The sequence below is a fragment of the Calothrix sp. NIES-2098 genome, from assembly GCF_963875125.1.
Classification (GTDB): Bacteria; Cyanobacteriota; Cyanobacteriia; order Cyanobacteriales; family Nostocaceae; genus Aulosira.
In genome coordinates this window covers 1,733,529-1,758,391 of sequence record NZ_CAWNKJ010000001.1, presented here as the reverse complement: position 1 = coordinate 1,758,391, position 24,863 = coordinate 1,733,529, and the positions used below count along the sequence as shown (strand labels likewise).

The 24,863-nt window shown below is 40.8% G+C and carries 23 protein-coding genes; 18 read left to right on the top strand and 5 right to left on the bottom strand.

The genetic code is table 11. From position 1 onward, the window contains the following. Positions 1-82 precede the first annotated feature (82 nt). The 11 genes from AACU33_RS07285 to AACU33_RS07235 all read left to right on the top strand — a co-directional run bounded on the left by AACU33_RS07285 (position 83) and on the right by AACU33_RS07235 (position 13,740). Positions 83-1,216 carry an RpoD/SigA family RNA polymerase sigma factor gene (locus AACU33_RS07285; protein WP_096587857.1) on the top strand — a complete coding sequence of 378 codons (1,134 nt, stop codon included), beginning with the start codon at positions 83-85 and terminating at the stop codon, positions 1,214-1,216. Between the two features lie 225 nt (positions 1,217-1,441). Continuing rightward, a complete protein-coding gene (locus AACU33_RS07280) occupies positions 1,442-1,933 on the top strand; it encodes a GNAT family N-acetyltransferase (RefSeq protein WP_339375826.1) in 492 nt (163 codons plus the stop codon). Positions 1,934-2,352: 419 nt separating this feature from the next. Then, entirely contained in the window at positions 2,353-2,685 is a 333-nt protein-coding gene (gene petJ, locus AACU33_RS07275) for a cytochrome c6 PetJ (RefSeq protein ID WP_096587853.1), read from the top strand. Positions 2,686-2,775: 90 nt separating this feature from the next. After that, positions 2,776-3,693 carry a tetratricopeptide repeat protein gene (locus AACU33_RS07270; RefSeq protein ID WP_096587851.1) on the top strand — a complete coding sequence of 306 codons (918 nt, stop codon included), beginning with the start codon at positions 2,776-2,778 and terminating at the stop codon, positions 3,691-3,693. Positions 3,694-4,086: 393 nt separating this feature from the next. Next, entirely contained in the window at positions 4,087-4,362 is a 276-nt protein-coding gene (locus AACU33_RS07265; protein WP_339375825.1) for a hypothetical protein, read from the top strand. 104 nt (positions 4,363-4,466) lie between these two features. Then, a complete protein-coding gene (locus tag AACU33_RS07260) occupies positions 4,467-5,642 on the top strand; it encodes an anhydro-N-acetylmuramic acid kinase (RefSeq protein WP_096587850.1) in 1,176 nt (391 codons plus the stop codon). Positions 5,643-5,768: 126 nt separating this feature from the next. After that, complete coding sequence (locus tag AACU33_RS07255; RefSeq protein WP_096587848.1) at positions 5,769-6,215, top strand: hypothetical protein; 447 nt, start codon at positions 5,769-5,771, stop codon at positions 6,213-6,215. Positions 6,216-6,853: 638 nt separating this feature from the next. After that, positions 6,854-11,590, top strand: a complete 4,737-nt coding sequence (locus tag AACU33_RS07250; RefSeq protein ID WP_096587847.1) for a non-ribosomal peptide synthetase — start codon at positions 6,854-6,856, stop codon at positions 11,588-11,590. A 325-nt stretch (positions 11,591-11,915) separates the two neighbouring features. Then, the gene (locus tag AACU33_RS07245; RefSeq protein ID WP_096587846.1) at positions 11,916-12,446 is read left to right on the top strand and encodes a universal stress protein; all 531 of its coding nucleotides are present in this window, start codon (positions 11,916-11,918) and stop codon (positions 12,444-12,446) included. Positions 12,447-12,575: 129 nt separating this feature from the next. Beyond that, a complete protein-coding gene (locus AACU33_RS07240; protein WP_096587845.1) occupies positions 12,576-13,091 on the top strand; it encodes a DUF3122 domain-containing protein in 516 nt (171 codons plus the stop codon). Between the two features lie 34 nt (positions 13,092-13,125). Next, positions 13,126-13,740, top strand: a complete 615-nt coding sequence (locus tag AACU33_RS07235) for a CP12 domain-containing protein (protein WP_096587844.1) — start codon at positions 13,126-13,128, stop codon at positions 13,738-13,740. Between the two features lie 232 nt (positions 13,741-13,972). Here AACU33_RS07235 and AACU33_RS07230 read toward each other — a convergent pair whose 3' ends face one another. Next, a complete protein-coding gene (locus tag AACU33_RS07230; protein WP_096587842.1) occupies positions 13,973-14,230 on the bottom strand; it encodes a hypothetical protein in 258 nt (85 codons plus the stop codon). Positions 14,231-15,149: 919 nt separating this feature from the next. On the opposite strand from AACU33_RS07230, the gene AACU33_RS07225 reads away from it, so the two are divergent. The 4 genes from AACU33_RS07225 (at position 15,150) to AACU33_RS07210 (ending at position 19,198) form a co-directional block, all read left to right on the top strand. Next, complete coding sequence (locus AACU33_RS07225; protein ID WP_096587841.1) at positions 15,150-16,754, top strand: peptide ligase PGM1-related protein; 1,605 nt, start codon at positions 15,150-15,152, stop codon at positions 16,752-16,754. Positions 16,755-16,906: 152 nt separating this feature from the next. Beyond that, entirely contained in the window at positions 16,907-18,232 is a 1,326-nt protein-coding gene (locus AACU33_RS07220) for a hypothetical protein (protein WP_096587839.1), read from the top strand. Positions 18,233-18,418: 186 nt separating this feature from the next. After that, on the top strand, positions 18,419-19,012 hold the full coding sequence (locus AACU33_RS07215; protein ID WP_096587837.1) for an SH3 domain-containing protein: 594 nt from the start codon (positions 18,419-18,421) through the stop codon (positions 19,010-19,012). Between the two features lie 51 nt (positions 19,013-19,063). Further along, on the top strand, positions 19,064-19,198 hold the full coding sequence (locus tag AACU33_RS07210) for a hypothetical protein (protein WP_339375824.1): 135 nt from the start codon (positions 19,064-19,066) through the stop codon (positions 19,196-19,198). Here the strand turns inward: AACU33_RS07210 and AACU33_RS07205 are convergent. Together AACU33_RS07205 and AACU33_RS07200 are read right to left on the bottom strand one after the other, a co-directional pair. Continuing rightward, positions 19,176-20,540, bottom strand: a complete 1,365-nt coding sequence (locus AACU33_RS07205; protein ID WP_096587835.1) for a DUF3370 domain-containing protein — start codon at positions 20,538-20,540, stop codon at positions 19,176-19,178. The genes AACU33_RS07210 and AACU33_RS07205 overlap by 23 nt on opposite strands. A 40-nt stretch (positions 20,541-20,580) precedes the next feature. After that, positions 20,581-21,093 (bottom strand): pyroglutamyl-peptidase I family protein, encoded by a 513-nt coding sequence (locus AACU33_RS07200; protein ID WP_096587834.1) that lies wholly within the window; start codon positions 21,091-21,093, stop codon positions 20,581-20,583. A 58-nt stretch (positions 21,094-21,151) separates the two neighbouring features. Between AACU33_RS07200 and hisH the strand changes: the two genes are divergently transcribed. Together hisH and rsmD are read left to right on the top strand one after the other, a co-directional pair. Next, the gene (gene hisH, locus AACU33_RS07195; RefSeq protein WP_096587832.1) at positions 21,152-21,787 is read left to right on the top strand and encodes an imidazole glycerol phosphate synthase subunit HisH; all 636 of its coding nucleotides are present in this window, start codon (positions 21,152-21,154) and stop codon (positions 21,785-21,787) included. Positions 21,788-21,925: 138 nt separating this feature from the next. Beyond that, positions 21,926-22,471, top strand: coding sequence for a 16S rRNA (guanine(966)-N(2))-methyltransferase RsmD (gene rsmD, locus AACU33_RS07190; RefSeq protein ID WP_096587830.1), 546 nt, complete (start codon positions 21,926-21,928; stop codon positions 22,469-22,471). A gap of 76 nt (positions 22,472-22,547) precedes the next feature. Here the strand turns inward: rsmD and petG are convergent, their stop codons facing one another. Next, entirely contained in the window at positions 22,548-22,661 is a 114-nt protein-coding gene (gene petG / locus AACU33_RS07185) for a cytochrome b6-f complex subunit V (protein WP_086691646.1), read from the bottom strand. A 204-nt stretch (positions 22,662-22,865) separates the two neighbouring features. On the opposite strand from petG, the gene AACU33_RS07180 reads away from it, so the two are divergent. Then, a complete protein-coding gene (locus AACU33_RS07180; RefSeq protein ID WP_096587829.1) occupies positions 22,866-23,240 on the top strand; it encodes a c-type cytochrome in 375 nt (124 codons plus the stop codon). An 86-nt stretch (positions 23,241-23,326) separates the two neighbouring features. On the opposite strand, the gene AACU33_RS07175 is transcribed toward AACU33_RS07180, so the two are convergent. Beyond that, positions 23,327-24,685 (bottom strand): ABC transporter ATP-binding protein, encoded by a 1,359-nt coding sequence (locus tag AACU33_RS07175; protein ID WP_096587828.1) that lies wholly within the window; start codon positions 24,683-24,685, stop codon positions 23,327-23,329. Positions 24,686-24,863 lie beyond the last annotated feature (178 nt).

Genomic DNA, 24,863 nt, shown 5'->3' with positions numbered 1-24,863 from the left:
CTTAGGGAAACTACCAAGCCTCAAGCAAGCAGCTGTCACTGAATTATGTACCAAACAAAGCAACAATCCCTAAAGGAAAGTTATGAATATTGCTGAATTGGGAACACTGGAAATACTAGAGAGTGCTGCTGAAAATGAAGAACAATCATTTGATAGTTTAGAAGCAGTGGCAGATGACGATTCTTTGATTCCAGAAAATCTGGAGTCGGAGGAACGTGATGGCGATGAGATGGCAGCAGCCCGTCCTTCGGGATACAATAAAACCGAGCATGATGATGCTGTAGGCGCGTTTTTTAAAGAAATGGCGCGTTATCCGTTGCTAAAACCCGACGAAGAGGTGGAATTAGCACGGCGAGTCAGGTTTTTAGACGAATTCAGGAACATACAAGATTCCTTACACTCAAGCTTAGGACAGCAACCGACTAAAGCCCAAATAGCTGCTGAGTTAGATATGACGGAAAAGCAGCTAGAAAGTCGATTGTATCAAGGTCGAGTAGCGAAACGCAAAATGATTCGCTCGAACTTGCGCTTAGTAGTCTCAATTGCTAAACGATATCTTAATCGCGGAGTGCCTTTTCTAGATTTAATTCAAGAAGGCGCAATGGGTTTAAATCGCGCTACAGAAAAATTCGATCCCGATAAAGGATATAAATTTTCGACATACGCCTATTGGTGGATTAGACAAGCGATTACAAGAGCGATCGCTAATGATGCGCGTACAATCCGCTTACCGATCCATATTGTTGAAAAACTTAACAAACTTAAAAAAGCCCAGCGCGAACTCAAACAAAAATTTTCTCGCAATCCTTCCGAAGCTGAAATGGCAGAAGCTTTGGAAATGACTGTACAACAACTACGCCAATTGCAGCAACTTAGGCGTCAAGCGCTGTCTCTCAACCACCGTGTTGGTAAAGAAGAAGACACGGAACTGATGGATTTACTAGAGGATGAAGATAACCTATCTCCAGAAGCAAAAATGAACGAACACATGATGCGTCAGGAGATTTGGGAAGTGTTGGGTGATGTCTTAACTCCAAGAGAAAAAGATGTAATTTCTCTACGTTATGGATTGACAACCAGCGAACCATGTACTTTGGAAGAAGTCGGTAATATGTTCAATCTATCTCGCGAACGAGTGCGACAAATTCAAAGTAAAGCTATGCGAAAATTGCGGCGTCCCCATATTGCAAAACGGTTAAAAGGATGGTTAATTTAAATACGCAATAGTCAATAGTCAAGGGTCATTTGTCATTTGTCATAATTTTGAATTTTGCGAAAAGTTGCGTGCGGTTGAGCAACGCCAGTTGCTTTAAGCCGGGAAATCCGTCCAACGCACTGGCTCAACTTTTCAAGACAAATTTTGAACTTTGAATACCTATAAGGGCTTGACTTTGTACTCTTGACTCTGGACTATTGACTATGGACTATTAACCATAACCTCATGACTTCGCCTAGCAATTTAATTTTGCGTTTTGCCGAACCTGCTGATTGTAGTATTTTATTTGACCTAATTCAGCAACTAGCAGAGTATGAGAAACTATCTCATGCGGTGACAGGCAATATTATGGCTTTGAAAGAGCATCTATTTGGCTCACCCAAATATGTTGAGGCAATATTAGCAGAGTATGCAGGACAACCTGTAGGTTTTGCCCTATTTTTTCATAATTATTCAACATTTTTGACTAAGCCAGGTATTTATCTAGAAGATTTATTTGTACTACCTGAATATCGCCGTCAAGGTATTGGTAAAGCTGTTTTATCTAAATTAGCCCAAATAGCTGTAGAACGAAATTGTGGGAGGTTAGAGTGGAGTGTTTTAGATTGGAATGAGCCAGCCCAAGAATTTTACCGCAGTATGGGAGCATCTATTTTAGATGATTGGCGAATTTGTCGCGTGACAGAAGAATCACTAACAAAATTAGCTACTTTGTGAAAAGCTTAGATAGGTACTAATGCAAAATTAAATATATATTTGTCATTGCGAATGGAGCAAAGCGGAATGTAGACGCGCAGCGCCTTCCCGCAGGGTAGCAATCACAAGAGTTTAGAGATTACTTCTCTACGAGACGCTACATTTCATTTCGTACCCTAAGGGAAGGCTACGCCTACGCAATGACATAAATAATTTTGTGTAACCACTTATCCAACTTCTTTAAAAAGTTGGGTATCTAGATAATACAAATTTTTATTTATCAGATAGAATTGCTCTTGTGTGGGATTTTAAATATATCTTAAACATTATCAATAATTAGACTAAGTTTGACAGCTTGTCTTTTGACTTAAACAATTGCTCATCTGAAAATTATGGAGGATATGGCACCGAATACGCCTTGGTTGTAGAGGAAACACGAAATGAAAAGGTTTTTTTCAATAATACTGTTAGGCATTGCAATCTTCACCTTTGCTTTCAGTAATTCAGCGTTAGCAGCAGACAGTAGCAATGGAGGCAAAGTATTTAGTGCTAATTGCGCTTCTTGTCATGCAGGTGGCAAGAATTTGGTTCAAGCTAATAAGAACCTGAAGAAAGATGCGTTAGAAAAATACGGTATGTACTCCGCAGAGGCAATTATCAGCCAAGTAACAAATGGTAAAAATGCTATGCCTGCTTTTAAAGGTCGTTTAAATAGCAGCCAAATTGAAGATGTAGCTGCTTACGTACTTGAACAAGCAGATAAAAGTTGGTAATTAAACCAACATCGCAGGCAGAATTATTCACTAGCGGGGCTTTTGTCCCGCTAAATTTTAGCAATGTCGAAATTGTCAAATATATTGCTTATGAATTATTTCTGGCGATTATTTCTTAGTGCAATTGTTGCTTTTTTTCTGATATTTTCGACGGATGCTGTCTACGCTTCACCTATCTCAAACGCCCAAAAAACAGCAAGTAAATTTTTGCAGTCTGGTGTAGAGAAAATTATACACAGTAATTATCAGGCAGCTATTGAGGATTTAAATCAAGCGATTCAACTTCAAAGCAATTTTGGGGAAGCTTATAGCGATCGCTGTCTTGCTTATCTGCAACTCCAAGATTACCACCAAGCGATCGCAGATTGTACTCAAGCCATAAATTTTACCCCAAACGACGCTGAGGCTTATCTCAATCGGGGCTTGGCAAGCTACAGACAACAAGATTATGCTGCTGCTAAGGCTGATTATCATCGCGCGATCGCACTCAAACCTTCTGAGTTTCGAGCTTACTATAATCTGGCGCTAGTTCATGCGGCAAAGGGCAATTATTCCCAAGCCATTATTGATTACAATCTAGCTCTAGGTCAAATTTCTCAGCCAACAAATCTACTGCTTGCAGATATATACAATGACAGAGGTTTAGCGCGTTTGCAATTGCAAGACTTAGAAGCTGCTATGGTCGATTTTAGTACGGCAATTTACCTCGATGCCAACGACTATAGAGCTTACTTTAACAGAGGTTGTGCTTGCGGTCGCAAAGGAGATAAATTTGGTGCGTTGCGTGATTTCTCTAAAGCGATTAAGCTGAAACCCGATAGCGCCCTTGCTTATGTTAACCGGGGCGTAACTCGATATCATCTAGGTTATTATCAAGGAGCGATCGCAGATTTACAAAAAGCATCCGGGTTCTTTGGAGACACTGGCGAAAAGCTAGCCTATCAAAAAGCTTTGGATTTACTCAAAGCCATGCAAAAACAGCTACCATCAGTTTCAGAATTTGTGTAAGCCAACCTGATTTACATTCTTGATATTTGCTGCACAGCTTCCCGAATTCTTCAAGTCGGGAAGCTAAATTCATAACACATAACACGCAAAGATAGTCAAAAATCTATAAGAAATAACTCCAGTTTTTGATATAGAAAATATGGCATGAGGAAGAAGTTACTAATGCCCCAAGTGGCGGGACAAGCAGCCTCGACCATTCACAAGAATAAGTTTCCCGTCACATTCAATGGATCGGAAGATAATTCTCAAGATAGAGATATATTCAGAATAAGATGGCGTAGGCTAAAGAAAAAACTCAGAATATATCCATAAATTAGCAAGTCTCAATTCGACAATTAGTTAAAAGATTGCTACAGTATTCCCCAATAAAATAGAATAGAACAATATTAATTGATGAGTTATTACAACTTCAATGACCATTTCTGGTCGGCAAAGAAAGTCTGCTGCCAAACAACACAAGATAAATCAAATAAAACCATTGCTAATAAGAAAATAATCGTAGCAATGTTGTCTTTAGCCTTTATCTTTGTTGGTGCACCACTTTTACTTTCACAAATATTGACTGCTAGCAACGAGCATCAGGGAGAAGTTTCTCTCAATCAGAATCTTGGGAATAAATGTATTTTAGTTGGGCGAAAGCCTTTACAAATTCATTGTTCTGTTAAATAGTAATAAATACTTGTGCAAATTTAGGTTATCAGAATGCAATTATTTTGACAGAAGCAGTTGCATAAATTAAACTACCCTTTGCAAGCAATAAAAAAGCTCTGTCAATGCATCCAACTGAACAAGCTATCCTACCTACTCGTGTTGTTGGTTTAATTAGTGGCACATCTGTTGATGGCATAGATGCCGCCTTTGTAGAGATTACTGGGCAAGAGTTAGATCTGAAAGTTGAGTTAATAAGTGGCGCAACATATCCTTATCCCGCAGATCTAAGAGAAAAAATCTTAGCAGTTTGTGCAGGAGAAGCCATCTCAATGGCAGAATTGGCAGAAATAGATGATGCGATCGCTTTTGTTTTTGCGCAAGCTGCCCAAAATATTCAAATTGGTCATCAACCAGCAACTTTGATTGGTTCCCACGGTCAAACAGTTTACCATCGTCCACCCAAACACGGGGACGGGTCGTTAGGTTACACTTTGCAACTCGGTCGTGGTGCGTTGATTGCCCATTTAACGGGAATCACGACTGTGAGTAACTTTCGTGTCGCTGATATTGCTATTGGCGGACATGGTGCGCCTCTCGTTCCTAGAGTAGACGCTTATTTGCTCAGTCATCCTCAAGAGGCACGATGTATACAAAATATTGGCGGTATTGGTAATGTTGCTTATATACCACCGCGTCGTGACAATTGGCTAGAAAAGATGCGCGGCTGGGATACTGGCCCGGGAAATAGCTTATTAGATTTAGCTGTCGAACATTTAACCAACGGTGCTAAAAAATACGATGAAAGCGGTCAGTGGGCAGCAACTGGCACTCCTTGTCACCCCTTAGTCGAACAATGGCTGGCGCAAGATTACTTTCAGCTACCACCACCTAAATCTACTGGTCGAGAGTTATTTGGCGTAACTTATCTCCAACAGTGTTTACAAGATGCTGAAGTCTACCAACTCAGTCCAGCTGATATCCTGGCAACGCTAACAGAACTCACCGCCGCATCAATCGTTCACAGTTACCGCACCTTTTTACCGCAACTGCCCGATCGCGTACTATTATGTGGTGGCGGTAGTCGCAATCTTTATTTGAAACAGCGCTTGCAGTCGTTATTACCAGCAGTACCAGTTTTGACTACAGATGAAGTTGGTGTGAGTGCAGATTTTAAAGAAGCGATCGCTTTTGCTGTTTTAGCTTATTGGCGACAATTAGGTATTCCTGGTAACTTACCCAGCGCTACAGGCGCACCGCGAGAAGTGCTTCTGGGCGAAATTCATCCTAGTCATGATTAAGTTAAAAACTTAGCACTGCAAATTTTTGAAGGCTATACTTTAATTTATTGACCGCCTGACATTTTTGCGTTTCAAATATATCTTTATGTCTTGGCGGTACTCGATCGAGACAAGGAAAATAACAAGGTGGCTCACACTTTTTTAATGCAACCCGGACGCTGGACATTACAAGGAAGCTGGCTGGAACGCAATAGTATGCCGATTAACGTCAAGGGTATGATCTTGGTGGCTTGGAATCGAGATAACTGGTTTACAATGGCGACGAAGCTGATTTTTCCAGGTAGCGATCGCTCGGAAATCTCTTTACAGTATAAAGGGCGTTTAGATGATGGAGAGCGCCAGTATACTTTTTTACTCCAGCATAATATGTTAGGGCAGGTTGAAGGCGAGGGATTGATTGGTGTAACAACTATTGTGCAGCGTTACTGGGCACTTAACGATCGCCAACGTCGCAGCGGCTTTGAAACTTTGCATCAGTTATCAGACGATTCCTACTATTTAAGCAGCGCTATTCTGACGGGTCATTTTTTGAATAGTACGATTGAAGCGAGCCTTGAGCGTCAGCCAAAATAACCCGATTGATAAGTGTAAAGAAAGATTTCTATTTTTAAGAAGATAAATAAGTATAACAACCGAGACTGGTTTACCATTTGCCAGGTTATTTCTGGAAATCTTCATAGCTTTCCTGGCATATTTAGTGTTGTTTGGGGTCGATAGTGTTAAATATTAATTCTATAAATCTGTAAAATTACTTAGTTAATACATATTTATAGTAAAAAACTGGTAGTTATACTGACGATTTTCTCAACATTGATTTTTATATTGTTGCGGTAAACAGTTTTTAGATGAATTTAAACACTTATATCGTATACAAAAATCTTTATTTTTATATAGTTTGATTAACTTAGTTTGCGAACACAATTTAGCTTTTTTTGCCTGGTATCTGCCTATTCAAAATTTTAATTATTTTTTAATAATCAACCCATATTAAGACATGAGTGCATTGTAAATCAAGCCCGATCGGAAAAATTCATAACAATTAGCTAAGTCCAATCAGTGAAAAATCTATTTCTTAATCGCCTCTAATAGAAATAAAAGCATGAGGTCTAAGAATGAAGCAAAATTAATTGTCAGAACGCCTTGCGATCGCTCTAATGCACCCGCAATAAATCATCACATAAAAGTGGATTGCTCAAAGGAAATTTATACAAATGAAAACAGTTGATGAGTTGTTGTCAGAGCTGCGATTTCTTAACGTAAAGCTCTGGACAGAAGGCAACAGCCTACGCTATGAAGCGGATAAAGAGACTCTCTCTCCAGCGCTTTTAGCTCAACTGAAAGAGCAAGAAGCACAAATACTAGCAATCCTCAAGCAATCTGATAGTTATTCCTCTTGTCCGTTAGAAGACACCACATCATTTTGTTCTCTTTCCTACGGTCAACAAGCCTTGTGGTTCCTTTACCAGATGGCACCAAACAGCATTGCTTACAATATTTTTCTGACAGCGCGACTCGACTCAGACTTAGATATAGAAGCTTGGGAACGAGTATGGAAACAACTAGTTGATAGGCATACAATTCTCCGCACTACTTACGCCATTCGCAACGGTCAACCAGTTCAACAAATTCACTCTCGTCAAGAAGTTGATATAGAAGTAATAGATGCTTCTTCATGGAATGACGAATATTTAAAAGCACAAATTTATCTAGAAACAGATCGTCCTTTCGACCTAGAATGCGGCCCGGTACTGCGGGTAAAACTATTTAGCAATACAATATACGGGAACATTCAACTAATCGTTATGCACCACATAGCTGGGGATATGTGGTCTTTGGAGTTGCTAATCGAAGAATTTCAAATATTGTATGCTGCCGAAGTTAATACTCTATCTTCAATTTCTCTCAATCTCCCCTTTCCTAAAAGCCAATATACAGACTATGTATGCTGGCAAGCAGATATGCTAGCAAGTTCTCAAGAAAAACTTTGGACATATTGGCGCAAACAATTAGAGGGTGAATTACCAATTTTAAATTTGCCTACAGATCGACCTCATCCCCCAGAACAAAATTATCGGGGTGATACTGCAATTTTTAATTTCAATTCAGAATTAATTCAACAATTGAAGAAGCTTAAAAATACTCAACGAGCTTCTCTTTATACAATTATGCTAGCGGCATTTTTTGCCCTACTTTACCGCTATACAGATCAAGAAGATATTCTTGTAGGAACTTCTATAGCAGGTAGGTCAGCTAGCAAAGATTTTCAAAAAATTGTTGGTTACTTCCCTAATATAACTGTCTTGCGAGGCAATTTGAGTAGGAACCCAACCTTCAAAGAATTATTGACTCAGATACGTAGTATAGTTATCGGAGCGCTCCAGTATCAAGAGGCTCCTTTTCCCTTATTAATTGAAAAACTCAAAATTCAGCGCGATCGCAGTCATTTTCCTCTCGTTTCTGTCTGCTTTAGCTGGCATAAATATCGCAGTTTTTCAAATGCCAACAATCGGGAACAACAGACATTAGCAATCGAAATTTTGCCGCATCTAGGAGTACAACGAGGAGCAGCATTTGACATTAACTTAAAAGTTATGGAACTAGGTAATGAATTCCTAATTGCTTGGGAATATAGTACCGAATTGTTTGATGCTGCGACAATCGCTAAGATGCAATCTCATTACCAAACGTTGCTAGAGGGAATTGTTACTAATCCAGAAAAACGCCTTGGGGAATTACCTTTGTTAACAGCTAGAGAAAGACAGCAATTATTAGGAGATTGGCACAACAACTACATAGAATATTCTCAAAATAAATGCATCCATGAATTATTTGCACAACAGGTAGAATTAACACCTAATAAAGTGGCGGTGGTATGTGCAGACCAACAACTCACTTATCAAGAACTTAATCAAAAAGCCAATCAACTAGCACGCTATCTGCAATCTCTAGGTGTGGGGCCAGAAGTTCTCGTAGGGATTTGTGTAGAACGCTCCCTCTTCACGATTGTCGGACTTTTGGGAATTCTGAAAGCTGGTGGTGTTTATGTCCCTATAGAGCCTACCTATCCTCAAGCAGACTTGGCGTACATATTAGAAGAAACTCAAGTTTCAGTGTTGCTCACACAAGCACATTTGCTAGCTTCTCTACCTTTACATCCAACACATATAATTTGCTTGGATAAAGACGAGAACATCATTGCCAAACATAGCCAAGAAAACCCCACAACATTAATGTCATCGTTAAACTTGGCTTATGTAATATATAAATTTGCCTCTAATAACAAACCTCAAGGTATTAGCATTATCCATCGAGGTGTAGTGCATTTAGTTAAAGCTAACAACTACGTCAACTTTACCAAAGAAGACGTTTTTCTTCAGTTAGCTTCTCTTAATTTTGATACGGCAACTTTAGAAATTTGGGGTAGCCTACTTAATGGAGCGCGTTTAGTGTTGATGCCTCCCCAAACGCCATCTTTGCTGGAATTAGCACAAGCAATTCGCCAATATCAAGTAACAACTCTATGCCTGACACCGGGATTTTTTCGCTTATTGGTAGATGAGCAATTAGCAGAATTAAAACAGTTGCAGCAACTGCTAGTAGGAGTAGATATTATATCTCCTCCTCACGTCAAGAGGCTCCTACAAGCTGTGCCAGAATTAAAGCTAATTAATGGTTATGAGCTAACAGAAAATACGACTTTTACCTGCTGTTATCAAGTAACGGTTGCATCCAATATTGATGCTGCTATTCCCATCGGTCGCCCTATTGGCAATACTCAGGTGTATTTGCTTGATGCACAATTACAGCCAGTAGCAGTTGGCATACCAGGAGAACTTTACATTGGTGGTGATGGACTAGCAAGGGGTTATTTCAATCAACCAGATCTCACAGCCGAGATTTTTATCCCCCATCCATTTAGCTCTCAGCCTGGCGCACGCTTGTACAAAACTGGCGATCTCGCTCGCTATCTACCAGATGGCAATATAGAATTTCTGGGACGAATCGATCGGGAAGTAAAAATTCGGGGTTTGCGTATTCAGCTAGCAGATATCGAAATTGCACTGACTCAATATCCCAAAGTACAGCAGGCTGTAGTCGCAATCGATGAAAATCAATCTGGAGATCGGTACTTAGTTGCTTATGTTGTACCAGCAGAGCAGGCCAATCAAGAAAAAACCTGTAGTTTAAAATCAACTACACTACGTAGTTTTTTAAAGCAGAAATTGCCAGAGTACATGGTGCCTGCAACCTTTGTGATTCTCAAGCATATTCCTCTTACACCCAATGGAGAGGTGAATCATAGGGCACTACCTGAAGCCCATCTCCATTTAGAACGGGAAAATCCATTTGTACCACCGCAAACACCTACGGAAGCTGTAATTGCTGATATTATTGCCACCGTCCTAGGTCTGGAAGAGATTGGCATCCACGACAACTTTTTTGCTTTGGGAGGACATTCCTTCTTGGCAATGCAAGTTATTTCTCGGTTACGGCAAGCTTATCAGATAGAGCTACCTTTGAACTGTGTGTTTGAAGCGCCAACCGTAGCCGAGCTAGAAAAGTTAATTGCTAGTTATCGCCAAAAAGATGTGGAGCATATAGTACCTGTTATTGCTCCTGTTTCGCCAGAGCAAACAGAGTTTCCCTTATCTTTTGCCCAAGCCAGACTTTGGTATCTCGACCAGTTGGTAGGAAAAAATGCTGCTTACAATATGCCATTGGCAGTGCAGCTTGTCGGCAATTTAAATATCAATGCTCTAGAGTGCAGTATCCGCGAAATAGTTCAACGTCACGCCAGCTTGCGAACTCACTTCCAAGTAGTTAATGGTTTAACAGTACAGGCGATCGCTCCTACTGCCACTATTACCTTACCAGTAGTCAACTTACAGAATTCACCAGACCCAGAAAATCAAATCCAACAGCTAGCCAAAATAGAAGCTCATATACCTTTTGACTTGGCTGGAGATTCTCTAATTAGAGCCAAGTTGTTACAATTATCTCAATTTGAGTACGTATTACTGCTGACTATACATCATATTGTCTGCGATGCTTGGTCGATAGGGATTTTGCAGCAAGAGCTATCTAGTTTGTATCCAGCCTTCTGTGCGGGTAAGCCTTCTCCTTTACCAGATTTACCTATTCAGTATGTAGACTATACACTGTGGCAGTGGGAGTTATTAACCACAAAAGTATTACAAAGACAACTAAACTACTGGACTAGGCAGTTATTAGGCGTGCAGCCGTCGCTGGAACTATTCACAGACAAACCGCGAAAAAGCTTGCATAAGTTCAAGGGTAGCAGTTTAGGTTTTGACATAGATGCTCAACTCTCCCAAGAACTAAAAACTCTCAGCCAGCAATCAGGTATAACGCTATTTATGACTCTGCTGGCAGCGTTTGTCACTTTACTCTATCGCTATAGCGATCGCAAAGATATTTTAGTTGGTTCTCCCATAGCCAACCGCCATCATCCCGATACAAAATCCCTCATTGGCTTGTTTGTGAATCTTCTGGTGCTGCGATTCAAGATTTCCGAAAATTTGAGTTTTAGTCAACTGCTGGATCGGGTACGTGATGTAACATTAGCAGCCTATGCTCACCAAGATGTGCCTTTTGAGCAACTGCTGAAAACCTTACAACCAGAACATTCCGTCAACCAAAATCCATTGGTGCAAGTGGTATTCAATTTAGAACCCGCCCCTCGTCCTTGGGAACTACCAGGAATTTCTGTCACTTCTATCAAGATAGAGTCAATGACAGCAAAGTTTGATTTAACTTTATCAATGGTAGAAACTGCAACTGGACTGAAAGGAACTTGGGAGTACAACAGCGATTTATTTGAACATGAAGCGATCGCTCGTATGAGTGCCAACTGTCAAAGTTTGTTAGCCGCAGTAACTACCAATCCTAACCAGACATTAGCACAAATTCATTTGCTAGATGCGTGAATTGTACTAAAAAGCAGTCGATCATATATACTCAACTGCTATGCAAAATCTCACTTTATACATTTAGGTTTCAGTCCGAAAATATAGTGTAATAGCTATTAGTTTGATTGCCGAAGACCATGTTCTTACTTTGAACCCAATCCTCACAAGTTCCTCAAATTTATGCTCTATAAAAGAACTGTAGACCGACTGGATGTAAAAGGGCGCTGACCAAAGCATTCAAGGTGAAGATTAAAAGAACTGTCTTTATAAGTAACCCAACATACTTATGAACTAAAAGCCAGAAACCTCAATAACTACCGATCGACACAAAGTAGAGGTATATATGTTTACTAAAATTTTAGTTGCGTTAGATCGCTCGCCAATGGGGAAACAGGTTTTTGAGCAAGCCTTGGCTTTAGCAAAGGCTACAGGAGCTAGTTTGATGCTACTTCATGTCCTCTCTGCGGAAGAGGAGGGTAGCCCTTACGCACCTTTGTTAACTAATTTTGACTATTATCCTGGTGTGGGCAGCCAAAGCTTCGAGCACTACCAAAAGCAATGGGATAACTTTAAAAATGAAGGTATCCAGCTATTGCAATCATTATCTGCGCAAGCAAACACAGCAGGAGTCAATGCAGAATTTACTCAACAACTTGGCAGTCCTGGTCGGCTGATCTGTCAATTAGCGACAACTTGGGGTGCTGATTTGATTATTATGGGTCGTCGGGGTCGTTCGGGTTTAAAAGAACTATTTCTTGGTAGCGTGAGTAACTACGTCCTTCACCATGCTCCTTGCTCAGTTCATGTTATTTCTGTTCCCAGTCAAGTTACTCAAGCTGAAGAAGCTCCTCAAGAAACTGCTAGTGTTAACTAACAATTGATGGCTGCACAGTGGAAGTAAGGTAGGAGGAAGGAGTCACAGAAGGGAGACAAGGTAGACCAGGTAGACCAGAATAACTAATGAGTCTTGACTCTTGGCTCCAAAACAGAGGAGGTACACCCGATGATACGTCGCTTCCTACAAACATTTTGGTGGCTGCTATTGCTAGGGATATTAACGATATTTATCTTCTTGGGTTTAGAACTTAGTCTCTCTCAAACCGCACTTGCGGCTATTACTCGATTAGAAACAGTACCAGGAGAAGTAATTTATCGCTCGCAGCTAAAATTAGACGATCGCTCTGGAAATGTTTGGCAGGTAATTTTATGGAAGCAAGTTTATCCTGATTACCCACCGAGTATAAATCTCCGGTTGGTAGGATTTCCTGGTTCTGCCGAACTCATTCATCCACAGCCATTGCGGATTACTAAAGCTACAGGTGAGGTTCTGACTGCTCCTGATGTTTTCTTAGAGGAAGCACCAGTCCCTACTATCGGTCAGTACAACTTCAAGGATATATTGCCCAAATTATCGGTAGAACCCTTGCTACTGAGTATCCCTTTGCCTGGCGATCGCTTCATCAATATCTCAGTGCCTCAATCTGTAGTGCAGGAATGGCAAAAAGTAGTTAGCAGTTAGCCGCATCATTGAAGATTTTATAGGAGATTAATTTATGTTAAAAGCAGCAGATATCATGACAAAAGATGTCGCTACAATTCGTAGTTCGGCAACAGTAGCTGAAGCTGTTAGGTTATTGAGGTCAAGAGACTGGCGCGCGCTGATTGTGGATCGTCGCCACGAACAAGATGCCTACGGCATTATTAGCGAGAGTGATATTGCTTATAAAGTGCTTGCTTATGGAAAAGATCCCCAAACGATGCGTGTCTACGAAATTATGACCAAGCCTTGTATCACGCTCAATCCCGACCTCGGTTTGGAATACATAGCAAGGTTATTTGCCGAGCATCATCTCCACAGAGCGCCGGTTATCCAAGGCGAACTATTGGGTATTGTCTCACTCACCGATCTTCTGGCTCACAGTCGCTTTCTCGAACAACCGCGAACAATTCTACTAGAACAAGAATTACAAGACGAAATTAAGAAAGCACGAATTGTATGTGCGAATACAGGTGTTCGTTCGCCAGAATGTGCTGCGGCGTGGGATGTTGTTGAGGAACTGCAAGCAGAGATAGCGCACCAACGAGCTGAGAAGTTTGTGAAAACAGCTTTTGAGGATTATTGCGATGAATATCCAGAAGCCTTAGAAGCTAGAATGTATGACCTTTAATTTAATAATCTTACAAATATGTGACTAGGGGTTGAGCATAGCTAAACCCCTAGGGAGGATTATCCTACAATTTTTATGATTCAGCGATGAAAAGCTGATAGGACAAAGTTGGAAATAATGTGAGTTCGTCAGTTCGATTTAATTTCTTATCTACTTTTTGGATTACATAATTTTGATTGAAGCGATCGCTTTAGGGTGGGACATCGCACCCACCACTAATTTTAAAATGTCCTTATAGTTCCGAAGCTGTATCAGGCGCAATCACTTCCCCAGTCCCTAATTCTAGGATCATATCTTGGTCGGTAATTAGTTCGCTGAGTTCTTTAACTTGTAAGTTCATCCCTTCACAAGCTTGCCTTAGTTCTTTAGCAAATCTATTGAGATCGCTACCATAACCACATTGGTAAGCGGCAGTTTCAATTCCTTGTTTGGCATTTGCTCTAGCACAATCTACTAACTCTGTGCCTTGCAATGGTGTTGTGGATGCCATATCTCTACTTACTGTTTATTACTTAATTTTTGTATTAGTAGATTACCAATTATTTAAAACGGATTCATCTCTCTAATGGTGGACGTAGAGAAAACAAATTCAAAATTCTCAATTCTGCATTCTACTGGCTTTCGGCTTTGATAAAAATAAATATAGCGATCTAGTAGCGTGTCATAGCTAAATTCTTCTATTAATTAGATGAAATAAACTACCAAGAAATATAGATTCTTGTAATGCATGATTTTATTTTTATATAAAAGAATTAATTGTGCTTCTCTACGCCTTTGATTTCCTAATTGAAAAAGTAACCCTTGGGTTGAACAAATATTCAGCCCAAGGGTTACTTTTTGCTTTGTATTTTACTTGACATTTGTAAGTTTAGCCTATTCTACTTAAAATATTCGCCAAGCTTACTCATGGTTGGTAAATGCACTCAGCTGATACTATTCTCCCCACACTTAACACACGCTCTGAATTTGACCACGGGCAACAAGTAAACAACTCTCTTGTGATGAAGGATTTATCCTGCTCATCTATTTTTAAATTAGCTGTTATTGGCTTGAGATTTATCATTCTTTAGATGTAAAAAAAACTTAAATTACTCAATCTTAAGAAGTAAATTCCGAGGAATGGGTAAATTCATACACAAAGGCAAGAATACAAATACGGTCGCTGTTCGGGAAAGGATAGCAACAGAGAAAAAGCAAGGTGCAAAAAACTTTAGACTCTTGACTCTTGACAAATGACAAAGCGTAAAGTCTAACCTGAGATTTCCTTCACTTAGAACTTTGTCAGAATCACAAATGACAAATGACAATCGGAGAATGATAAATATATATTTTGTAGGGTGTCTGCCGAGGAATCCTAAAGTTGTAGGATATTAATAATACAGTCTTGAAATCAAGACAGGGCAGGGATTATGGTGACAGTAAATGTTTCTGAGCTAGATCGGGTTGATAAGTTTCGCAGTCTGCAATTAACTTTACGCGATCGCTGGAAAACCATCGAGTTGTTTGATAACAGTGAAGCGGATATTTTAATTATTCCTTCTTTGAGTATTGACCAGCGCGAACTCCAAAAGGTTGAAGGCTGCGAACATTATGAAGAAAGATTATTATTTTCTTTGATGCGTTTGCGCAACCCCCGGACAAGGTTAATTTATGTAACATCAATGCCGCTGCATCCTAGTATTATTGATTACTATCTCCAACTGTTACCAGGAATTCCTTTTTCCCACGCCCGCAATCGTTTACTGTTACTTTCTACTTATGATTCTTCTCTAAAACCTCTATCTCAAAAAATTTTAGAACGTCCGCGCTTGCTAGAGAGAATTCGTCAAGCTTTAAGATATGAAAAAGCGTTCATGGTATGCTATAACTCCACATCTTTAGAAGCAGAATTGTCGTTAAAATTGGATGTACCACTGTACGCAGCCGCACCAGATTTGCAGATTTGGGGATCGAAAAGTGGTAGCCGACAGATATTTGCCGAAAGTGGTGTACCGCATCCAGATGGTAGCGAAAGGGTTTGGAATCAGCAAGATTTGGCACAAGCTGCTAGCGATTTATGGGAACGCCAGCCAAAATTGCAACGGATGGTAGTAAAACTGAATGAAGGTATTTCGGGAGAAGGAAATGCCCTGCTAGATTTAAGACCGATTATGAATGTAGCACCAGGAGAAGCTTCGAGTGCTAAACGAGTAGCAGCAATTAGCGATCGCTTTGCAACTATGCGCTTTCAAGCCTCCCAAGAAAGTTGGGCAAATTTTTCTGGACGCATCTCAGAATTAGGGGCGATTGTAGAGGCTTTTGTCGAAGGAGAAGTTAAGCGATCGCCTAGCGTCCAAGGACGAATTACACCTACTGGCGAAATCGAAATTCTCTCAACCCACGACCAAATCTTAGGCGGGCCTGATGGTCAGATTTACCTGGGTTGTCGTTTTCCCGCAGATGAAAGTTATCGGTTGCAATTGCAGCAATTAGGGTTAAAAGTAGGTAAAAAACTAGCCCAAAAAGGCGCTTTAGAGCGATTTGGTGTCGATTTTATCGCCGTTCAGCAAGAGAATGGAGAGTGGGATATTCAGGCGATTGAAATTAACTTGCGTAAAGGTGGCACTACTCATCCTTTTATGACGCTGAAATTATTAACCAACGGTCGCTATGACTTGTCTACAGGGTTATTTTACAGTCAACAAGGGCGTCCTAAATACTACATTGCCACCGACAACCTACAAAAAGACCGCTATCAAGGATTATTACCTAACGATTTAATGGATATTATTGCCCACCACAGATTGCACTTTGATAGTTGCACGGAAACAGGTACAGTGTTTCATTTGATGGGTTGTCTTTCCCAGTTTGGCAAGTTGGGCTTAACAAGCATCGGTGATTCTTTGCAACAAGCAGAAGATATGTATAACAAAGTTGTCAAAGTCCTTGATGAAGAAAGCCGCAACGAAAATCAAAATTTGGCTGAATTTTCAGATTATGCTTTCCCGATGATTTGGGACGGACATAACAGCTAGTGATGGTTAGCGGCGGTCAGATCCCCAACTTCTTGAAGAGGGGATCTACAATCTCTCATAACTAATGCGATCGCAATAAATCTAGCTATTGCTAGATGCGCTCATAGCCTCAAACGCTATAATCTACCTCTGTTGGTTAGAGAGATAAACTTGTGGATGCAATATTAGAGCGATCGCACGCACTCAAACAAGAAGTAGTAGATTTTGTTTTGGACGCAGAAGGCGATATAGCCCAAGCGCTAGAATCCTACGCAGCCGGAAAGTTACGCACTGGTAATGGTAACAGTACACAGCAAGACTTAGTTATCGATAGCTTTGTTATTGAAGGAAAAGTAGGCGATAAATCCCCACTCGAATTATTTATCGAGAGTCATCCCGATTTACCCCAGAGCGATCGCAATTTAATTAGCAGTTGGCATCGTAGCTTTATGGGCTTATTTGCGATCGCTAAAATCTTACCCGATGGCTTTGAGTTAAGAAATTGGCTAACAGATAAATATTACATTGTTAAACCAAATAATCCCAAAACACTACAAGAATTATCTCGGTTAAAAGAAGGCGAAATTTTACTAACTCGCATTTCTCCTGTCACCGATATTTACTGGACATTCTTCAGTAATTTTACAATTATGGGTAAATTAGGCAAACCTAAACTTGCTGTAGCTATTGGTAATTTTAAAGAAACTTATAAAAATAATCTTTACAGTGACGCGCCAGATTTACTAGAAGAAGCTTGGAATTCTGTTACCCAATATCACGAGCAGTTTGTAGAATTTTTCGGTGCAGATGAAATTACATTACCAGGCTATCAACTAAATAAAAAAATAGGGGAATTTCAAGAAATAGTCACAGAAAAATACTTAGCAGCTACAGGTATAGATACTTCTAAATCGATAGCAGAGATGGCGCAAGAAGCAGAGATTGGTGAAGAGGAAATCAAAGCAGCAGTAGAAGAAATGGGTGCTGACGCCAAGGTAGCCTCCCAAATATTCAACAATAATGGCAGTAGTAAAATGGTAATGCCAAAGGTTGATTTACCTGCCGAACTGAAGAAAGCAGAACAGGTGACAGCAATTTCTCATCCGCGTTGGGGGCAAATGTTTTTACCGACATATAGTAAAGTAAAAACTATTTTATCAACAGCAGATTGGCAAAATATTGAAGGTGCGCAAAAACTAATTCGCTATTATCTTGAAGACAAAAGTATTAATGCGTTTATTTGGTATCGGTTAGCTCAAGAATATCCCAATACATTAGAAAATGTGTTGCAAACAGTTCTGGAACGTCCCGATTTTCAGCTAAACAGAGATTTAGACACACTTTTGGAAGAATTTCACAAACCCCTAGAGCCAGATTTACCCGAAATTGCTAGCGTTCCTCTACATTTGCACAACTTATTTCAAGCAGCTGTAGCAGAAGTTCATAAATCTAAGCCTCAAAGTAAGGGGCAGAAAAAACCAGCTAAGGGTTTTAAATAATGTTAGTCGGTTGGCACATTTAAAAATAAATGGCCAGGGCTGTCATTTGTCATTCCCAAAGAAGCGCCTGCGCAAAACTGTATACATTCTTAAGAAATTCAAGTATATTTTTTGCCAATCTGGAAACCCAGATGTATCATTTGAGGCGTCCATTGTCAAAACCATCAAATTTGGCTGCATCACTATATGACTAATACCAACCAAATTCTCCCCAGCGAAGGCGTTTTGAAGACTAATTCTTCTAACACAAACGTGGTTAATATTCGTTCGACTCCAGCAGTCAAGGAAGGTAATATTGTTCGCCAAGGAAAATCAGGCGATCGCGTCAAAATTATCGACAAACAAAAGCCTTCAGGAGATACTCGTACTTGGTATAAAGTGCAATTTGGTACACAAGCGAAAGATGTTGGCTGGGTACGCGAAGATGTAATTTCAATAGTTCCTAGCAAGCCTACGCCCGATCAAAATCCTTCTGAAGCAGATACGCTGGTGTATTTCGTGACTGATACAAAAACAGTGAGAGTTTATGGTAAAAGTCAAGCATATATAAATGTATACGATAACAAAACTGAAGTAACCAATCGCGCCCCAGCAGCAAAATTACCTAAAACTGAAACTAATCAACTTTGGACAACCTATATAGCTTCCAAAGATGGATATACTTACCAAGTCAGATTCATTCCAGGTGCTGACACTGAACTGACAATTATTCATGAAAATAAGGTAGTTTTGCAGCAGAAAGGTTTCCGTGCTGACGGTAGTGAATATCGACCCAAATAGAAAATGGGGCATGGGGCAAACAAGGAATGTGGAAAGATGGGGGAAAGCTAAGTGTGGTTCGTTTCTCCCCACACTCCCCACACTCCCCACACTCCCCACACTCCCCACACTCCCCACACTCCCCACACTCCCCACACTCCCCACACTCCCTCTACCTTCACTACTAACTTTTCGCCTGGGTTGTAACTGTTAATACTTGCGGCGGCGTAGCATCGGGTGGATAGATTAAATCTACTTCTACCAATCTGCGATCGCCTGCTGGCATATTTAATAAAGTTAAGGGTTCTCCTGGTTGACCTCTCTTTTGTACCAGGTGGACAAACTGGGTTTGAGGCTTACCTTGGTCATCGTTGTAACGAACTCGCACTGTACCCCGGAAAAAGACTTGATTAGATGGCGTACTCAAAAAGCGTAGCCCTGGTTTTACTAATTGGTCTTCTTTGAGTGGTGTTTGAATTGCTACGCTGACAGTTTGCAAACTTTGAGTATTATTATATAGTGGCAATTTCAAGCTGTATTGAATGCCATAGTTGCCATGAGCTAGGTATGCAGTATCAGGATAGCGCACTAGCATCTTTGCACTCTGAATTTGACCAGTTCCCAAAGTTCCACCATGCAACGTACTCAAAGCGTAGGAAAAGGCTTGTCCTGGCTGGGGAATTGTGAGATATTTAGCTTTCGGATTATCAACTAACAAGGCTCGCCACTGAGAACCGCTAGCTACCCCTGCTACCCGTCCATAAATGCGGGGTTTGCCAGTATCTTCTAAAGGAGTAGGGGTTTTATCTCTTGGGCCAGCTACATCGCTATTATTAAGTAAATTTTGCCACTCCTCTAAAGTCGGCGGGCGATCGCTACCATCAGGACTGGTCTGTGCAAACATGGCGAGGCTAGCTGCATAGACTGTACCATTACTGCGTAGCCGCATCAACGTAGACCGACCATTTAAAGGTGGGGTGAGTCCCTGCACAGGAATAGGCTGATTGAGTAACATCTGACTTTGTCTTGGGGGAATGACAATTTGGGCGGGAAAAATGTCTTGTCGCTTTCCTCTAAGTACATCGCTGGTGACGCGATCGCCTGGGCCTGAAAAAACTGTACCTAAGGTATTTGCAGTAAAAGACGGTAAGGGAATGAAAGGTGCATCTGGTTGACTCAAGTAACTTGCTGCTTGTAACACATTTACCGTCACAGGTGTCGAACCAGGATTATGCAAAATAATACCTAAGTATAAAGACCGTAAATTCTCTGGTGGTTCTGCTCTGGCAATGTGGTGAGCAAAAATATCAAATAATCCCCGAAAGGGAAAATTTAGGTGAGCCGTTGGTACTTTTTTACCATCGGGAGGAAAAGTAGAAAGTAAAATTCCTTCTTTTAATACTAATTCTGGACTATTGCTATTAAACACTGGTACTGCATTGAGCTTTCCTGGTAAAGGACGCACAATTTGCGGTTGCACTACTTCTTCAGCTTGTGGCGTGGGAAGAGTTGATTGGGCAAGGGTCAAACTTAGTAACAATGGCAACATAGATTTCAATTTTTTCTCCACCTTACAGACGCCGACAATTTTATGAAAGTGCCAGTTTGTTAATAATTAATACGAAATCTGCCACAATGCTGAGGAGATTTTCTTGATTTAAAACTGGAACGTGGACAAATATGCAATCCGCTTTTAGATGGTATTGGCGCAGGTAATCTAATACTGAATAATAAAGACCCTCGCAAACAAATTTACCGCAGTCGTGGCTAATCTCAATTGCCGTTGCTCCAAAAACTAATTGCTCTAAATCCACTTCTGTTTGCAAAACACTTTCTGCACAACTAGCACATACTTCCACTGTTAATTGCATCCGGCTAGCAGCCATACCACAACAAATGATGCAATCCGGTTGGAGTTCGTTGATTTTTTTGATGACACAATCACTAGCAAGCTGTACATCCACAGGTAATTGACGCAAAAAAGTCAAATGATGAGGTAGCGTGTCAAGTTTGGCTACTTCTAGTAATAGATCGTCAGAAGAATTTGACTGTTGATCTATGAGCCAAGTGTCAAAAGAAGTTAATAGAAACCTTTTCTTCATAGGAAATATTATTTAAAATAGAAAAACCCTCCATAATAAATTTACAAGGAGCAGGTCAATGCCAGTTATTGCGGTCATAGACTACGATATGGGAAATTTGCATTCAGTTTGTAAAGGGTTGGAAAAAGCTGGAGCAACTCCAAAAATCACTCATTCTTTCAAGGAAATAGAAAAAGCAGATGCAGTAGTTTTGCCCGGAGTCGGAGCTTTTGATCCAGCTGTGCAACACCTGCGAGAGCGTGGTTTAGAACAACCGATTAAAGATACTATCGCATCCGGTAAACCATTCTTAGGTATCTGCTTAGGATTGCAAATTCTGTTTGAATCAAGTGCCGAAGGTACGCAACCAGGATTAGGAATTGTAAAGGGAAAAGTTAAACGGTTCGTTCCCGAACCAAATATCACTATTCCTCACATGGGTTGGAATCAACTGGAAATAACTCAACCAAAAAGTATTATGTGGGAGCATCTACCTTCTCAGCCTTGGGTGTATTTTGTCCATTCTTACTATGTGGAACCAGCAGACCCGCAAATTCGGGCTGCAACTGTCACCCACGGTACTCAAACTGTTACAGCTGCGATCGCTCGTGAAAACCTGATGGCGGTTCAATTTCACCCCGAAAAATCATCGAATATCGGATTGCAAATCTTGTCTAATTTTGTTGCTCAAGTACGGGAGAAAGTTGCCGCCTAACTGAATTTAAATTTCTGGATTTGTCATTTGTTCTTTGTCATTTGTTCTTTGTCATTTGTCCTTTGTCTTTTGTCATTTGCCCTAAACTAATGACTAAATAACAATGACCCTTGACCAATAACCAGTGACTAATAAGCAATGAGTCTGAGAATTTACGGCAATCGTCAGTTAAAAACTATACCTGGTAAAGACACCAGACCCACTAGTGCGCGCGTACGTGAGGCAGTCTTTAATATTTGGCAGGGAAAAATTCCAGGTTGTCGCTGGCTAGATTTGTGCGCTGGTACTGGTTCAATGGGAGCAGAGGCTTTGTGTAGAGGAGCCAGCTTAGTAATAGGTATTGAACAATCGAGCCGCGCCTGTAATATTATTCAACAAAATTGGCAGCGAGTAGCTCATGCTGACCAAGAATGGAAAATCTTGCGCCAAGATGTACTCCAGCAGTTAAAAACCTTATCAGGCAAACAATTTGACAGAATTTATTTCGATCCGCCTTATGCTAGTGGATTGTATCAGCCTGTTTTAGAAGCGATCGCTCAATATCAGCTTTTAGATTTTGAGGGCGAACTAGCAGCCGAACATAGTTCCCAAGATTGGACACCCCCAGTAATTCCCCATTGGGAAATTTGTCGCCAAAAAGTTTACGGTAACACAGCTCTTACTTTCTACAGAATTGTCGAATGAGGAGAGTATAGGGAGCAGGGAGAAGAGGGGAGGAAGCTCTCTCCTCTTCTCCCTGCTCCCCTGCCCCTCTGCCTCTTTAGCCTCCTAGCTGGTTGGGGCGCTTATATTGCTTGTAGGCAGCGTAAAACAGACCAGATAGAGTAACCACAATCAAACCAAGCACAATACCTGAGAGCAGGGGTTCAACCACTGTAAATCTCCTCTTTGCAATTATTAAAGATTCGTTTCCTGTTTTTGATTTTACCAAATTAAGGATGAATCCAGCCTCCGTCAGCGTTTTAGAGAGTTAGTAGCGACAAGAAAATCATGTTCTGCGCTTGCAGACAGAATCAAGAACTTTTAAGCTATGTGTAGGAAATGAAAAACTTTTAGCACAACTTTAACTACAAACCTTTTGGATAACCAGATTACCAAACCTGAAACTCTTATTCAGCGGATCGCTTTGCTGGCTCTGGCCATACTGCTAGCAATCCCTTTGGGCATTTTTGGTGTTCAAATGGTTCAAGCTTCCGATCCCTATGTCAAGAGTGTGCTCTCGCTCACAGGAAACCCATTGCAAGGAAACGCTATCTTTCAAATTAATTGCGCTGGTTGTCATGGCTGGCAAGCAGATGGGCGAGTAGGCCCAAGTTTGCAAGGAGTTTCCAAGCACAAGTCTCGGTATGGCTTAATACATCAAGTGATTAGTGGAGAAACCCCACCCATGCCAAAGTTCCAACCTAGCGCTCAGGAAATGGCAGACCTTTTAAGCTATTTAGAAACTTTGTAAATTAATATAAAGTCTACATTAAATATTTTTCGAGCGATTTATTAAAGCAACCTCATCAGGGGTCAAGAATATTTCCCATCTCCGGACTATTCTCTGCTCTCTGCAAACATTGGCTCTGGTAAATACAGCCGTTCTTCTCTAGAGTCATACTCAAATAATTCTGCATAACGACCCCAATCAACTGCGGTAGCAAATTGTCGTTCGGCTTCTATGTGAGGAAAATGTTCATCCAGTAAATCTACAAAGAAATCTGCCCGCATTGACCCAATGCGTTTCTCTCGTAGTGTTTGTAATATACTGACCAACATCGGTACATTTTGCAGAACTTGCTGCCGAAATAGGTCTTTACTTCGGAGAATAGTTGTGGTTGCAAAGTCACGTCCAATGTCAGTCAGTTGAACATCACCTTGTGTCACCTCAGCAAAATCTAACAAGACCGCAGCATCTAGAATTGGCAACAAGTCATCTACTGCCAGTTGGATTCGCTCTGCTAACTTAAAAATATCTTCCTTACTTTCTGGCTGTTCAACAATTAATTCTAAAAGACCACTGATTCCCCCAACTCGTGCATGAGGTAGTGTCTGGGAGTAGGGCGATTTAATTTTTTCTTTTGGTGCATCGGACTGGGCGACTGTGACTTCTCCAGTGACTTCAGCTTCTGGATTTGTCATCACAGTATATATATAGTCTACTAAAGCTTTGAAACGAGGGTGTGTGCGATCGTGAGGGCGAGGTAAATCGATCGCGACTTCACCGCGAACCCGTCCCGGATTTGCGCCTAAAATAATCACCCTGTCTGCTAAAAATACTGCTTCCTCAATATTGTGGGTGACAATTAAGATACTTTTAGAAGGGAAACTGCCAGCATTCCAGAGGTCGTCAATTTCACCCCGCAGGTTCTCAGCCGTTAGCACATCTAAGGCACTAAATGGCTCATCCATAAATAATACTTGCGGTTCAATCACAAATGCCCGTGCAAAGCCTACCCTCTGTTTCATCCCACCAGATAATTCTTTGGGATAGGCACTTTCAAAACCGTCTAAACCTACTAAGTCAATAGCTTTAAGAGCGCGTTGTCGTCGCAGTTCTAAGCTGACTCCTTGTGCTTCTAGCCCTAGTTCTACGTTTTCTTGTACTGTTAGCCAGGGTAACAGGGCAAAGCTTTGAAAAACCATTGCCACATCTTTGTTAGCACTGCGTAACGGTTTGCCATTGCTAATGACTTGTCCATCACTGGGAGGAATCAAGCCTGCCATAATTCGCAGCAAGGTACTTTTACCACTACCACTACGCCCTAACAAAGCAACAACCTCACCTGCATTGACTTTCGCATTAATTTGACGCAGAACTGTAAACTCACCTTTGCCATCAGGAAGGGGAAAACTTTTGTTGACCTGTTCAACTGCAATTAGGACTTGCTCTGTGGTTGGAGCTGTTTTTGTCATAGTTAAACTACTTTTTACTTTGATTTACTATTGCAGGGCTGAGAGGCTATCAATCATCTCTGAATACTTTGTGTATTAGGTTAAAAGTAAATTAAGAAAAGATATTTAGTCATAACCGACTTACTTACATACTGAAACATATTCAATAAATGTCGCAGTTGTGTAAGTCGTAAGTTGA

What these genes read in the sequence shown, in the direction of transcription:
- AACU33_RS07250 (WP_096587847.1), top strand. Translation starts at nt 6,854, where the DNA reads ATGAAAACAGTTGATGAGTTGTTGTCAGAGCTGCGATTTCTTAACGTA.
- AACU33_RS07260 (WP_096587850.1), top strand. Translation starts at nt 4,467, where the DNA reads ATGCATCCAACTGAACAAGCTATCCTACCTACTCGTGTTGTTGGTTTA.
- AACU33_RS07215 (WP_096587837.1), top strand. Translation starts at nt 18,419, where the DNA reads ATGACTAATACCAACCAAATTCTCCCCAGCGAAGGCGTTTTGAAGACT.
- rsmD (WP_096587830.1), top strand. Translation starts at nt 21,926, where the DNA reads ATGAGTCTGAGAATTTACGGCAATCGTCAGTTAAAAACTATACCTGGT.
- AACU33_RS07205 (WP_096587835.1), bottom strand. Translation starts at nt 20,540, where the DNA reads ATGTTGCCATTGTTACTAAGTTTGACCCTTGCCCAATCAACTCTTCCC.
- hisH (WP_096587832.1), top strand. Translation starts at nt 21,152, where the DNA reads ATGCCAGTTATTGCGGTCATAGACTACGATATGGGAAATTTGCATTCA.
- AACU33_RS07285 (WP_096587857.1), top strand. Translation starts at nt 83, where the DNA reads ATGAATATTGCTGAATTGGGAACACTGGAAATACTAGAGAGTGCTGCT.
- AACU33_RS07240 (WP_096587845.1), top strand. Translation starts at nt 12,576, where the DNA reads ATGATACGTCGCTTCCTACAAACATTTTGGTGGCTGCTATTGCTAGGG.
- AACU33_RS07245 (WP_096587846.1), top strand. Translation starts at nt 11,916, where the DNA reads ATGTTTACTAAAATTTTAGTTGCGTTAGATCGCTCGCCAATGGGGAAA.
- AACU33_RS07235 (WP_096587844.1), top strand. Translation starts at nt 13,126, where the DNA reads ATGTTAAAAGCAGCAGATATCATGACAAAAGATGTCGCTACAATTCGT.
- AACU33_RS07175 (WP_096587828.1), bottom strand. Translation starts at nt 24,685, where the DNA reads ATGACAAAAACAGCTCCAACCACAGAGCAAGTCCTAATTGCAGTTGAA.
- AACU33_RS07265 (WP_339375825.1), top strand. Translation starts at nt 4,087, where the DNA reads ATGAGTTATTACAACTTCAATGACCATTTCTGGTCGGCAAAGAAAGTC.
- AACU33_RS07200 (WP_096587834.1), bottom strand. Translation starts at nt 21,093, where the DNA reads ATGAAGAAAAGGTTTCTATTAACTTCTTTTGACACTTGGCTCATAGAT.
- petJ (WP_096587853.1), top strand. Translation starts at nt 2,353, where the DNA reads ATGAAAAGGTTTTTTTCAATAATACTGTTAGGCATTGCAATCTTCACC.
- AACU33_RS07270 (WP_096587851.1), top strand. Translation starts at nt 2,776, where the DNA reads ATGAATTATTTCTGGCGATTATTTCTTAGTGCAATTGTTGCTTTTTTT.
- AACU33_RS07230 (WP_096587842.1), bottom strand. Translation starts at nt 14,230, where the DNA reads ATGGCATCCACAACACCATTGCAAGGCACAGAGTTAGTAGATTGTGCT.
- AACU33_RS07280 (WP_339375826.1), top strand. Translation starts at nt 1,442, where the DNA reads ATGACTTCGCCTAGCAATTTAATTTTGCGTTTTGCCGAACCTGCTGAT.
- AACU33_RS07225 (WP_096587841.1), top strand. Translation starts at nt 15,150, where the DNA reads ATGGTGACAGTAAATGTTTCTGAGCTAGATCGGGTTGATAAGTTTCGC.